Raw genomic sequence first — 12,302 nt, forward strand, 5'->3', positions numbered from 1 at the left:
AATGGGTAAATTAGCGTTAGCGGCAAAAATCACCCACGTGCCGTCGATGTACCTCTCCGAGCTGCCGGGTAAAAACCACGGCTGCCGCCAGGGCGCTATCGACGGACACAAAGAGATTAGCAAGCGCTGCCGGGAGCTGGGCGTCGATACCATTATCGTGTTCGACACCCACTGGCTGGTGAACAGCGCGTACCACATCAACTGTGCGGACCATTTTGCGGGCGTCTACACCAGCAACGAGCTGCCGCACTTTATCCGCGACATGACCTACGACTACGACGGCAACCCGGAACTCGGCCAGCTGATTGCCGACGAGGCGGTGAAGCTTGGCGTACGCGCCAAAGCGCACAACATTCCGAGCCTGAAGCTGGAGTACGGCACGCTGGTGCCGATGCGCTACATGAACGCGGATAAGCACTTCAAAGTGGTCTCCATCTCGGCGTTCTGCACGGTTCACGACTTCGCCGACAGCCGCAGGCTGGGCGAGGCCATCGTCAGCGCCATTGAGAAATACGACGGCACCGTGGCGGTGCTCGCCAGCGGCTCGCTGTCGCACCGCTTTATCGACGATCAGCGCGCCGAGGAAGGGATGAACAGCTACACCCGCGAGTTCGACCGCCAGATGGACGAGCGCGTGGTGAAGCTGTGGCGTGAAGGCCAGTTCAAAGAATTCTGCAGCATGCTGCCGGAGTACGCCGACTACTGCTACGGCGAGGGCAACATGCACGACACGGTGATGCTGCTGGGCATGCTCGGCTGGGACAAATACGACGGCAAGGTGGAGTTTCTCACCGAGCTGTTCGCCAGCTCCGGCACCGGCCAGGTCAACGCCGTTTTCCCCCTGCCCGCGTAAGGAGCCACCATGCCGCACTTTATTGCTGAATGTACCGACAACATACGCCAGCAGGCCGACCTGCCGGGGCTGTTTGCCAAAGTGAACGAGGCGCTCGCCGCCACGGGCATCTTCCCGCTCGGCGGTATCCGCAGCCGCGCCCACTGGCTGGACACCTGGCAGATGGCCGACGGAAAACACGATTACGCCTTTGCGCATATGACGCTGAAGATTGGCGCGGGGCGCAGTCTGGAGAGCCGGGAAGCCGTGGGGGAGATGCTGTTTGAGCTTATCAAAGCGCACTTCGCGGAGCTGATGGCCGCCCGCTATCTGGCGCTGTCGTTCGAGCTCGACGAACTGCACCCAACGCTTAATTACAAACAGAACAACGTGCACGCATTGTTTAAGTAGCCGTCTGCTTGCCCGGTGGCGCTTCGCTTACCGGGCCTACAACGGCCCCGAACGTAGACCGGGTAAGCGAAGCGCTACCCGGCAACAGCCGCACAAAGGATATCGCCATGCTCGATAAACACACCCATACCCTGATCGCCCATCGTCTGCATCAGGCGGAACAGTCCCGGGAGCAGATCCGCGCGATCTCGCTGGACTACCCGGAGATCACCATTGAAGACGCCTACGCCGTCCAGCGCGAATGGGTCAGCCTGAAAATTGCCGAAGGCCGCGTGCTGAAAGGCCACAAGATCGGCCTCACCTCCAAAGCGATGCAGGCCAGCTCGCAGATCGGCGAGCCGGACTACGGTGCGCTGCTGGACGACATGTTCTTCCACGATGGCAGCGACATTCCCGTCGATCGCTTCATCGTTCCGCGCATTGAAGTGGAGCTGGCCTTCGTGCTGGCAAAGCCGCTGCGCGGACCGAACTGCACGATCTTCGACGTCTATAACGCCACGGATTACGTCATCCCCGCGCTGGAGCTGATCGACGCCCGCTGCCACAACGTTGACCCGGAAACCCAGCGTCCGCGCAAGGTATTTGACACCATCTCCGATAACGCCGCCAACGCGGGCGTGATCCTCGGCGGCCGTCCTATCAAGCCCGACGAGCTGGATCTGCGCTGGATCTCCGCCCTGCTCTACCGCAACGGCGTGATCGAAGAGACCGGCGTGGCCGCAGGCGTGCTTAACCACCCGGCCAACGGCGTGGCGTGGCTGGCCAACAAGCTGGCGCCGTACGACGTGCAGCTAGAGCCTGGCCAGATCGTTCTCGGCGGCTCGTTTACCCGCCCGGTGCCCGCCAGCAGAGGCGACACCTTCCACGTCGACTACGGCAACATGGGCTCCATCAGCTGCCGCTTTGTCTAGGAGAGCACGATGCAAAACGCATTTAAAGCGGCGCTGGAAGCAGGCCGTCCGCAAATTGGCTTATGGCTGGGGCTGACCAGCAGCTACAGCGCCGAGCTGCTGGCCGGAGCAGGCTTTGACTGGCTGCTGATCGACGGCGAGCACGCGCCAAACAGCGTGCAGACCGTCTTAACCCAGCTGCAGGCCATCGCCCCTTATCCGAGCCAGCCGGTGGTGCGCCCGTCGTGGAACGACCCGGTGCAGATCAAACAGCTGCTGGACGTGGGCGCGCAAACCCTGCTGGTGCCGATGGTGCAAAACGCCGACGAAGCGCGGCTGGCGGTACGTTCCACCCGCTACCCGCCTGCGGGTATTCGCGGCGTCGGCAGCGCCCTGGCGCGCGCGTCGCGCTGGAACCGCATTCCCGATTACCTGCAGCAGGCCAACGACGCCATGTGCGTGCTGGTGCAAATTGAAACCCGCGAGGCGCTGAAAAACCTGCCGCAGATCCTGGACGTGGGAGGCGTCGACGGCGTGTTTATCGGCCCGGCGGATCTGAGCGCCGATATGGGCTTTGCCGGCAATCCGCAGCACCCGGAGGTGCAGGCCGCCATTGAGCAGGCGATCGCGCAGATACGCGCTGCCGGTAAAGCCCCCGGCATCCTGATGGCGAATGAAACGCTGGCAAAACGCTACCTTGAACTCGGCGCGCTGTTTGTTGCCGTCGGGGTCGACACTACCCTGCTTGCCCGCGGCGCGGAAGCGCTGGCGGCACGCTTTATCGAAACACCGGTTACGTCAGTTCATAACAATAAATCCGTCTACTAAACGTAAGATCTGGAGCGCACCATGACGACCTCTACCCTTCAAACCCATGATAATAAAGCTGTTGAACACCGCGTCATTCACAAGCTGTTCCGCCGCCTGATCGTCTTTCTCTTTATTCTGTTTGTCTTCTCGTTCCTCGATCGCATCAACATCGGCTTCGCCGGGCTGACGATGGGTAAAGATCTGGGCCTCACGTCAACCATGTTTGGCCTGGCCGCGACGCTGTTTTACGTCACCTACGTGCTGTGCGGGATCCCGAGCAATATCATGCTGGCGAAGATCGGTGCACGCCGCTGGATCGCCGGGATCATGGTGGTGTGGGGCATTGCCTCCACCTGCACCATGTTCGCCACCAGCCCTCACACGCTCTATGTTTTACGCATGCTGGTGGGCATTGCCGAAGCCGGTTTCCTGCCGGGTATTCTGGTCTATCTAACCTGGTGGTTCCCGGCCTATCACCGCGCCCGCGCCAACGCGCTGTTTATGATCGCCATGCCGGTGACCATGATGCTCGGCTCGATCCTCTCCGGGTACATTCTGGCGATGGACGGACTGTGGAACCTCAAAGGATGGCAGTGGCTGTTCCTGCTTGAAGGGCTGCCGTCGGTGGTGCTCGGCGTGGTGACCTGGTTTTACCTCAACGACACGCCGGATCAGGCCACCTGGCTGGACGACGACGAAAAACAGGCGCTGAAAACGATGATAGCCCGGGAGCAGGAGGTCGCCATTGCCCAATCCATCACGCCGCGTTCGACGCTGCGCGAGGTGCTGACCCCGGCGGTGCTGCTCTACACGCTGGCCTACTTCTGCCTGACCAACACGCTGAGCGCGATCAACATCTGGACGCCGCAGATCCTGCAAAGCTTCAACACGGGGAGCAGCAATATCGTCATCGGCCTGCTGGCGGCAATCCCGCAGTTCTGCACCATCCTCGGGATGATCTGGTGGAGCCGCCGTTCCGACAGGCTGAAAGAGCGAAAAAAGCACACCATCCTGCCGTACCTGTTCGCGGCGGCGGGATGGATGCTGGCCTCGGCCACCGATCACAGCCTGATCCAGCTGCTTGGCATCATCATGGCCTCAACCGGATCGTTTACCGCCATGGCGATATTCTGGACCACGCCGGATCGGGTTATTAGCCTGCAGTCCCGCGCGGTGGCGCTGGCGGTGATCAACGCTATCGGCAACGTCGGATCCGCCGTCAGCCCGCTGCTGATTGGGATCCTGCGCGACGCGACCGGCAGCTTCAGCTCGGGGCTGTGGTTTGTGGCCGGGCTGCTGGTGGTCGGCGCGCTGGTACTGACGCGCATTCCGATGACGCAGCGCGAAAGCCTTGAACGCGAGCCGGGCATCGCGGCGCAGAAGATCCACTAGGGAGCGGGTATGTGCCAGAGCCCAATTACCAACATCGATATCAGCAAGGAGTACGACGAAAGTCTGGGCACCGACGATGTGCACTACCAGTCGTTCGCCCGCATGGCGGCCTTTTTTGGCCGCGACATGCAGGCGCATCGTCACGACCAGTATTTTCAGATGCACTTTCTCGATACCGGACAGATTGAGCTCCAGCTCGACGATCACCGCTATTCGGTGCAGGCGCCGCTGTTTGTCCTCACGCCGCCGTCGGTGCCGCACGCGTTTATCACCGAATCCGACAGCGACGGTCACGTGCTGACGGTGCGCGAGGAGCTGATCTGGCCGCTGCTGGAGGTGCTCTATCCCGGCACGCGGGAGGCGTTTGGCCTGCCGGGGATCTGCCTCTCGCTGGCGGATAAGCCGGACGAGCTGGCGGCGCTGAAGCACTACTGGCAGCTGATCGCCCGGGAATCCACGGAGCAGCTGCCCGGGCGCGAGCATACCCTAGTCCTGCTGGCGCAGGCGGTGTTTACCCTGCTGCTGCGCAACGCGAAGCTCGACGACCACGCCTCAGGCGGCATGCGCGGCGAGCTGAAGCTGTTCCAGCGCTTTACCCAGCTGATCGACAGCCACTACCACCAGCACTGGACGGTGCCGGAATACGCCAGCGAGCTGCACCTGACCGAATCCCGCCTGACCGATATCTGCCGCCGCTTCGCCAACCGCCCGCCAAAACGCCTGATCTTCGACCGCCAGCTGCGGGAGGCCAGACGCTTGCTGCTCTTCTCCGACAGCACCGTCAGCGAAATTGCCTGGCAGCTGGGGTTCAAAGATCCGGCCTATTTCGCCCGCTTTTTTAACCGCTTAGTGGGATGCTCGCCGAGCGCGTATCGGGCGCAGAAAGTACCGGTTTCCTGAACGTATCACGGTTCGTAGGGCGGGTAAGCGCAGCGCCACCCGCCGAAAAGGCGCACAGATCACAAAACCACATCCCGCCCGAAAAGTACCCGCCGTTGTCCCAATCGTCCCTTCACGTTACGTCCCTCTCAGGCTTCAATTAAACAACAAAAACAAAACATAAATTTAACAACCCCAATTCCGATACGAGGTCCCCTATGAAGCCTGAAGAGTTCCGCGCTGACGCCAAACGCCCGTTAACCGGTGAAGAGTATTTAAAAAGCCTGCAGGACGGTCGTGAGATTTATATCTACGGCGAGCGCGTCAAAGACGTCACCACCCATCCGGCGTTTCGCAATGCGGCGGCCTCCATCGCGCAGATGTACGACGCGCTGCACAAGCCGGATATGCAGGACACGCTGTGCTGGGGCACCGACACCGGCAGCGGCGGCTATACCCACAAGTTCTTCCGCGTGGCGAAAAGCGCCGACGACCTGCGCCAGCAGCGCGATGCCATCGCCGAGTGGTCTCGCCTGAGCTACGGCTGGATGGGCCGTACGCCGGACTACAAAGCCGCGTTCGGCTGCGCCCTCGGCGCCAACCCGGCCTTCTACGGCCAGTTCGAGCAGAACGCCCGCAACTGGTACACCCGCATTCAGGAAACCGGCCTGTACTTCAACCACGCTATCGTTAACCCGCCGATCGACCGCCACAAGCCGGCGGACGAGGTAAAAGACGTTTACATCAAGCTGGAGAAAGAGACCGACGCCGGGATTATCGTCAGCGGCGCGAAAGTGGTGGCCACCAACTCCGCCCTGACCCACTACAACATGATCGGCTTCGGCTCCGCGCAGGTGATGGGCGAAAACCCGGACTTCGCGCTGATGTTCGTCGCGCCGATGGATGCCGAGGGCGTGAAGCTCATCTCCCGCGCCTCCTACGAGATGGTGGCAGGCGCAACCGGATCCCCGTACGACTACCCGCTCTCCAGCCGCTTCGATGAGAACGATGCCATCCTGGTGATGGATCACGTGCTGATCCCGTGGGAAAACGTGCTGATCTACCGCGATTTTGACCGCTGCCGTCGCTGGACGATGGAGGGCGGTTTCGCCCGCATGTACCCGCTGCAGGCCTGCGTGCGCCTGGCGGTAAAGCTCGACTTCATCACCGCCCTGCTGAAGAAATCCCTGGAATGTACCGGCACCCTGGAGTTTCGCGGCGTGCAGGCGGATCTCGGCGAAGTGGTAGCCTGGCGCAACATGTTCTGGGCGCTGAGCGACTCCATGTGTTCCGAAGCCACTCCGTGGGTCAACGGCGCGTATCTGCCGGATCACGCCGCGCTGCAGACCTACCGCGTGATGGCGCCAATGGCCTACGCCAAGATCAAGAACATCATCGAGCGTAACGTCACCTCCGGGCTGATCTACCTGCCGTCCAGCGCCCGGGATCTGAACAACCCGCAGATCGACCAGTATCTGGCGAAATACGTGCGCGGCTCCAACGGCATGGATCACGTCGAACGCATCAAGATTTTGAAACTGATGTGGGATGCCATCGGCAGCGAGTTTGGCGGTCGTCACGAGCTGTACGAAATTAACTACTCCGGCAGCCAGGATGAGATCCGCCTGCAGTGTCTGCGCCAGGCGCAGAGCTCCGGTAACATGGACAAGATGATGGCGATGGTCGACCGCTGCATGTCCGAATACGACCAACACGGCTGGACGGTGCCGCACCTGCACAATAACAGCGATATCAACATGCTGGATAAGCTGCTGAAATAGCGCAGCGGGAGGTAGCAATGCATTTAGATGAACAACGCTTGCGTTTTCGCGATGCGATGGCCAGCCTGTCGGCCGCGGTTAATGTTGTCACCACCGAGGGCGAGGCGGGCCGTTGCGGCATTACCGCCACCGCGGTCTGTTCGGTCACGGACACGCCGCCGTCAGTGATGGTGTGCATCAACGCCAACAGCGCCATGAACCCGGTATTTCAGGGCAACGGCAGGCTGTGCGTTAACGTGCTGAACCACGAGCAGGAGATCATGGCTCGCCATTTCGCCGGGATGACCGGAATGACGATGGAGGAGCGCTTTGCCCTCTCCTGCTGGCAGAAAGGCCCGCTGGCGCAGCCGGTGCTGAAGGGCGCGCTGGCCAGCCTTGAAGGTGAAATAAGCCAGGTACAAACCATCGGCACGCATCTGGTTTATCTTGTTGAAATTAAAAACATCATCCTGAGTGACGCGGGACACGGCCTGATCTACTTCAGGCGCCGTTTCCACCCGGTCATGCTGGAGGCGGAAGCCGCCTTGTAATCCCCCTCGCGCTGGCCTTTTTTTCCGGCCAGCGCCGCTTTCTACAAAAACTCCTAAGGTTTCCGCTAAATCACGCCGTTATATACCCATAAGAGAAATTTTCTGTGACTGAATACTGACGCCGCCTGTCAGTGCACCCGCATCATTCAGCGCATGCCTATATATACAGGATGACCTTATGGCTAAAACGACGCGGAGCCGCTCGGCTGAACGTCTGGTCGATATTCTTCTTGAGCTACATTTAAACGGTGTGGTAAACCGCAGTGCGCTAATGGAGAAATTTAAAATTACCGAGCGTACCGTCTACCGGGATTTAAATGCACTCTCTCCCATTGTTGAACATACCGGTAACGGGCTATATCGGCTGATTCATTCTGCACAATCGCCCGGCGGACAAGGATTGCATCACACTCTGGCTAACTTTCTGAATGCTGATAGCTTTTTCCCTGAAAGAAATACGGAATTCTGGCAGAATCTTGAAACGCGCGTTGACGAAAACCATATTCTTATTCTTGCGAATGAAGCCGAACACACGGTAGAACGCGATATTCGCCGTCATTTAACGAAAATCGAGAGATCGATTAAAAACCATAATGTTTGTCAGATTGTTTATAAGGGCAAAACCCGGCTGATTAATCCCTATAAACTCATTAACAAAAAAAATATATGGTATTTACAAGCTACCGAAAATAGCCGCCTGAAATCCTTCTCATTGAGCCAGATTAGCTGGTTTGATATTCAGAAAACGACCTTCACCCCGGAAGGAAATGTCCTTGCGCTGCTGGAAAAAAGCCTCGACCCTTGGGTGTCCGAAGATACTTTCGCGGTGAAAATATTCATCAAAGATAATATTTCACATTACTTCCTGCGCCGCGATCTTCTGCCGGAACAGGAGCTTCTGGAGGAGCAACAGGACGGCGTCACGCTGCGCTGCCAGGCGGCCCACGAGAACCAGATCCTGCCGCTGCTGTTCTACTGGCTGCCCCATATTCAGATTCTGGAGCCGAGCTGGCTGAAGGAGAAGCTCATTAGGACGCTGGAAAGCTATCTGGCCGTGGAGCGCAACCCGAATAATCAAGTGATCTCAATCACATAATTTCGCCTGATGGCGGCGAGCCGAAACCGCTCGCCGCCGCCTTTGACCGCTCACCCGGCACTTTCAACCACTCATTCATTTACCGTCCTTTACGCGCGCGAGGATCTGGCACGATCGCTCCAGCATTAATCAATACCTCCTCACAACGAACCCTGACCCTTTTTTCTTTACATAAAAAACCAGGTCTTACTATGGATACTAAAAAACTACTGAAGCACGTGCCCTGGGCCTTACTCGGGATCCTCGGCGCTTTTTGTCTGGCGGTTGTCGCATTACGCCGGGGCGAACACGTAAGCGCCCTGTGGATCGTGGTCGCGTCCGTTTCCGTCTATCTTGTTGCTTATCGCTACTACAGCTTGTACATCGCGCAGAAGGTCATGAAGCTCGACCCGACGCGCGCCACTCCGGCGGTCATTAACAATGACGGCCTGAACTACGTGCCAACCAACCGCTACGTGCTGTTTGGTCACCACTTTGCCGCGATCGCCGGTGCAGGCCCTCTGGTCGGCCCGGTACTGGCCGCGCAGATGGGCTACCTGCCGGGTACGCTCTGGCTGCTGGCGGGCGTGGTGCTGGCGGGTGCGGTGCAGGACTTTATGGTGCTGTTTATCTCTTCTCGCCGTAACGGTGCCTCTCTGGGTGAGATGGTCAAAGAGGAGATGGGCCGCGTGCCGGGGACTATCGCCCTGTTCGGCTGCTTCCTGATTATGATCATCATCCTCGCGGTGCTGGCATTGATCGTGGTGAAAGCGCTGGCCGAAAGCCCGTGGGGTGTATTCACCGTCTGCTCAACCGTGCCGATTGCGCTGTTCATGGGGATCTACATGCGATTCCTGAGACCGGGACGCGTGGGTGAAGTGTCGGTGATTGGTATCGTGCTGCTGGTGGCCTCCATCTACTTTGGCGGCGTGATTGCGCACGACCCGTACTGGGGCCCGGCGCTGACCTTCAAGGACACCACCATCACCTTCGCGCTGATTGGTTATGCGTTTATCTCCGCACTGCTGCCGGTGTGGCTGATTCTGGCTCCGCGTGACTACCTGGCGACCTTCCTGAAAATCGGCGTGATCGTCGGGCTGGCAATCGGGATTGTGATCATCAACCCTGAACTAAAAATGCCTGCTGTGACCCAGTACATCGACGGTACCGGTCCGCTGTGGAAAGGCGCCCTGTTCCCGTTCCTGTTCATCACCATCGCCTGCGGTGCGGTCTCCGGCTTCCACGCCCTGATCTCCTCCGGTACCACGCCTAAGCTGCTGGCGAACGAGAAAGACGCACGCCTGATCGGCTACGGCGCGATGCTGATGGAGTCCTTCGTGGCGATCATGGCGCTGGTTGCCGCGTCCATCATCGAACCGGGTCTGTACTTTGCGATGAACACCCCACCGGCGGGTCTCGGCATTACCATGCCTAACCTGCACGAGATGGGCGGCGACAACGCGGCGCTGATTATGGCGCAGCTGAAAGACGCCAGCGCACACGCGGCGGCGACCGTCAGCTCCTGGGGCTTCGTGATTTCGCCTGAGCAGATCATGCAGACCGCGAAGGACATCGGTGAACCGTCCGTGCTGAACCGCGCCGGTGGCGCACCGACGCTGGCTGTCGGTATCGCACACGTGTTCCACAAAGTGCTGCCGTGGGCGGACATGGGCTTCTGGTACCACTTCGGTATTCTGTTCGAAGCGCTGTTCATCCTGACCGCGCTGGACGCCGGTACCCGTGCGGGCCGCTTCATGCTGCAGGATCTGCTGGGTAACTTCGTACCGTTCCTGAAGAAAACCGACTCTCTGGTCGCCGGTGTTCTCGGTACCGCGGGCTGCGTTGGCCTGTGGGGCTACCTGCTGTATCAGGGCGTTGTCGACCCGCTCGGCGGCGTGAAGAGCCTGTGGCCGCTGTTCGGTATCTCCAACCAGATGCTGGCTGCCGTGGCGCTGGTGCTCGGCACCGTAGTACTGGTGAAGATGAAGCGCACCAAATACATCTGGGTAACAGTTGTCCCTGCGCTTTGGCTGCTGCTCTGCACCACCTGGGCGCTTGGCCTGAAGCTGTTCAGCGCCAACCCGCAGCTGGAAGGCTTCTTCTTCATGGCTAACCAGTACAAAGAGAAAATTGCCGCAGGCGGCGCAGACCTGACTGCCCAGCAGATTGCCAACATGAACCATATCGTGGTGAACAACTACACCAACGCGGGTCTGAGCATTCTGTTCCTGGTGGTGGTGTATAGCATTATCTTCTACGGCATCAAAACCTGGTTGAAAGTGCGTAACGCTGAAGGCCGTACGGACAAAGAAACCCCGTACGTGCCGGTGCCGGAAGGCGGCGTGAAGACCTCTTCACATCACTAAAACAATGGCGGGTGGCGCTGCGCTGACCCGCCCTACAACGGTACTGTAGGCCCGGAACGCTGCGCGCCACCGGGCTTTTTCTTATCAGGACACGTTATGTTTGGTAACTTAGGCGAAGCAAAAAAATACCTCGGTCAGGCGGCGAAAATGCTGATTGGCATTCCGGACTATGACAACTACGTTGAGCATATGAAGACCAACCATCCGGATAAGCCGTTCATGACCTACACCGAATTCTTCCGCGAGCGTCAGGAAGCGCGCTACGGCGGAAGTGGAGAAGGCGGCGTCCGCTGCTGCTAAAGGAGAGACCATGACCCCGATTGCCGTTACCCTGCTGACCGGTTTCCTCGGCGCCGGTAAAACCACCCTGCTGCGCCACATTCTGAACGAGCAGCACGGCTTCAAAATCGCCGTCATCGAAAACGAATTTGGCGAAGTCTCGGTAGACGACCAGCTGATTGGCGATCGCGCCACGCAGATCAAAACCCTGACCAACGGCTGCATATGCTGCACCCGCTCTAACGAATTAGAAGACGCACTGCTGGACCTGCTCGACAGCCGCGACCGCGGTGAAATCGACTTTGACCGGCTGGTGATCGAGTGTACCGGCATGGCCGACCCCGGCCCGATTATTCAGACCTTTTTCTCTCACGAGATCCTCTGCCAGCGCTACCTGCTGGACGGCGTGATTGCCCTGGTTGATGCGGTCCACGCAGACGAACAGATGAACCAGTTCACCATCGCCCAGTCTCAGGTGGGCTACGCCGACCGCATCCTGCTGACCAAAACCGACGTGGCGGGCGAAAGCGTTAAACTTCGCGAGCGCCTGACGCGCATCAACTCCCGCGCGCCAATTTACGCGGTAACGCACGGCGATATCGATCTGTCTCAGCTGTTCAACACCAACGGCTTTATGCTGGAGGAGAACGTCACCGCGAAACCGCGCTTCCACTTTATGGGAGACAAGCAAAACGACGTGACGTCGATTGTGGTGGAGCTGGATTATCCGGTGGATATCAGCGAAGTCTCCCGCGTAATGGAGAACCTGCTGCTGTCGTTTGCCGACAAGCTGCTGCGCTACAAGGGGATGCTGTGGATTGACGGCGAACCCAACCGCCTGCTGTTCCAGGGCGTGCAGCGCCTGTACAGCGCCGACTGGGACAGACCCTGGGGCGATGAAGCGCCGCACAGCGTGATGGTGTTTATTGGTATACAGCTGCCGGAAGAGGAGATTCGGGCGGCGTTTGCGGGGCTGAAGAAATAGCCTCCCCGCTTAACTATGCGCTCCGAACAATCCCCTCTCCCCTGTGGGGAGAGGGTTAGGGTGAGGGGTGAG

The 12,302-nt window shown here is 59.3% G+C and carries 12 protein-coding genes; all 12 read left to right on the forward strand.

Annotation, left to right across the window (positions count from 1 at the left end; all coding sequences use genetic code 11):
- Position 1: 1 nt before the first annotated feature.
- The 12 genes from hpaD (at position 2) to yjiA (ending at position 12,230) form a co-directional block, all read left to right on the forward strand.
- Positions 2-853: a 3,4-dihydroxyphenylacetate 2,3-dioxygenase gene (gene hpaD / locus RVY89_RS16045; RefSeq protein WP_484825848.1), complete on the forward strand. Its 852-nt coding sequence runs from the start codon at positions 2-4 to the stop codon at positions 851-853.
- A 9-nt stretch (positions 854-862) separates the two neighbouring features.
- Positions 863-1,243 carry a 5-carboxymethyl-2-hydroxymuconate Delta-isomerase gene (locus RVY89_RS16050; protein WP_484825849.1) on the forward strand — a complete coding sequence of 127 codons (381 nt, stop codon included), beginning with the start codon at positions 863-865 and terminating at the stop codon, positions 1,241-1,243.
- 107 nt (positions 1,244-1,350) lie between these two features.
- Positions 1,351-2,154: a 2-oxo-hept-4-ene-1,7-dioate hydratase gene (hpaH, locus tag RVY89_RS16055; protein WP_484825850.1), complete on the forward strand. Its 804-nt coding sequence runs from the start codon at positions 1,351-1,353 to the stop codon at positions 2,152-2,154.
- 9 nt (positions 2,155-2,163) lie between these two features.
- Positions 2,164-2,961 carry a 4-hydroxy-2-oxoheptanedioate aldolase gene (hpaI, locus tag RVY89_RS16060; protein ID WP_484825851.1) on the forward strand — a complete coding sequence of 266 codons (798 nt, stop codon included), beginning with the start codon at positions 2,164-2,166 and terminating at the stop codon, positions 2,959-2,961.
- A 21-nt stretch (positions 2,962-2,982) separates the two neighbouring features.
- On the forward strand, positions 2,983-4,335 hold the full coding sequence (gene hpaX, locus RVY89_RS16065; RefSeq protein WP_484825852.1) for a 4-hydroxyphenylacetate permease: 1,353 nt from the start codon (positions 2,983-2,985) through the stop codon (positions 4,333-4,335).
- Between the two features lie 9 nt (positions 4,336-4,344).
- Entirely contained in the window at positions 4,345-5,235 is an 891-nt protein-coding gene (gene hpaA, locus RVY89_RS16070; RefSeq protein ID WP_484825853.1) for a 4-hydroxyphenylacetate catabolism regulatory protein HpaA, read from the forward strand.
- 197 nt (positions 5,236-5,432) lie between these two features.
- The gene (gene hpaB / locus RVY89_RS16075; RefSeq protein WP_008501307.1) at positions 5,433-6,995 is read left to right on the forward strand and encodes a 4-hydroxyphenylacetate 3-monooxygenase, oxygenase component; all 1,563 of its coding nucleotides are present in this window, start codon (positions 5,433-5,435) and stop codon (positions 6,993-6,995) included.
- A gap of 17 nt (positions 6,996-7,012) precedes the next feature.
- A complete protein-coding gene (locus tag RVY89_RS16080; RefSeq protein ID WP_484825854.1) occupies positions 7,013-7,525 on the forward strand; it encodes a 4-hydroxyphenylacetate 3-monooxygenase reductase subunit in 513 nt (170 codons plus the stop codon).
- A 178-nt stretch (positions 7,526-7,703) separates the two neighbouring features.
- Positions 7,704-8,621 (forward strand): helix-turn-helix transcriptional regulator, encoded by a 918-nt coding sequence (locus RVY89_RS16085; RefSeq protein WP_484825855.1) that lies wholly within the window; start codon positions 7,704-7,706, stop codon positions 8,619-8,621.
- Positions 8,622-8,812: 191 nt separating this feature from the next.
- Complete coding sequence (locus tag RVY89_RS16090) at positions 8,813-10,966, forward strand: carbon starvation CstA family protein (RefSeq protein ID WP_484825856.1); 2,154 nt, start codon at positions 8,813-8,815, stop codon at positions 10,964-10,966.
- Positions 10,967-11,062: 96 nt separating this feature from the next.
- Entirely contained in the window at positions 11,063-11,266 is a 204-nt protein-coding gene (locus RVY89_RS16095) for a YbdD/YjiX family protein (protein ID WP_023345387.1), read from the forward strand.
- A 10-nt stretch (positions 11,267-11,276) separates the two neighbouring features.
- On the forward strand, positions 11,277-12,230 hold the full coding sequence (gene yjiA / locus RVY89_RS16100) for a GTPase (protein ID WP_484825857.1): 954 nt from the start codon (positions 11,277-11,279) through the stop codon (positions 12,228-12,230).
- Positions 12,231-12,302 lie beyond the last annotated feature (72 nt).

The sequence above is a fragment of the Enterobacter sp. 3U4 genome (assembly GCF_057224565.1).

Coding starts and splice junctions, on each gene's coding strand:
- hpaD (WP_484825848.1), top strand. CDS start 2: ATGGGTAAATTAGCGTTAGCGGCAAAAATCACCCACGTGCCGTCGATG.
- RVY89_RS16050 (WP_484825849.1), top strand. CDS start 863: ATGCCGCACTTTATTGCTGAATGTACCGACAACATACGCCAGCAGGCC.
- hpaH (WP_484825850.1), top strand. CDS start 1,351: ATGCTCGATAAACACACCCATACCCTGATCGCCCATCGTCTGCATCAG.
- hpaI (WP_484825851.1), top strand. CDS start 2,164: ATGCAAAACGCATTTAAAGCGGCGCTGGAAGCAGGCCGTCCGCAAATT.
- hpaX (WP_484825852.1), top strand. CDS start 2,983: ATGACGACCTCTACCCTTCAAACCCATGATAATAAAGCTGTTGAACAC.
- hpaA (WP_484825853.1), top strand. CDS start 4,345: ATGTGCCAGAGCCCAATTACCAACATCGATATCAGCAAGGAGTACGAC.
- hpaB (WP_008501307.1), top strand. CDS start 5,433: ATGAAGCCTGAAGAGTTCCGCGCTGACGCCAAACGCCCGTTAACCGGT.
- RVY89_RS16080 (WP_484825854.1), top strand. CDS start 7,013: ATGCATTTAGATGAACAACGCTTGCGTTTTCGCGATGCGATGGCCAGC.
- RVY89_RS16085 (WP_484825855.1), top strand. CDS start 7,704: ATGGCTAAAACGACGCGGAGCCGCTCGGCTGAACGTCTGGTCGATATT.
- RVY89_RS16090 (WP_484825856.1), top strand. CDS start 8,813: ATGGATACTAAAAAACTACTGAAGCACGTGCCCTGGGCCTTACTCGGG.
- RVY89_RS16095 (WP_023345387.1), top strand. CDS start 11,063: ATGTTTGGTAACTTAGGCGAAGCAAAAAAATACCTCGGTCAGGCGGCG.
- yjiA (WP_484825857.1), top strand. CDS start 11,277: ATGACCCCGATTGCCGTTACCCTGCTGACCGGTTTCCTCGGCGCCGGT.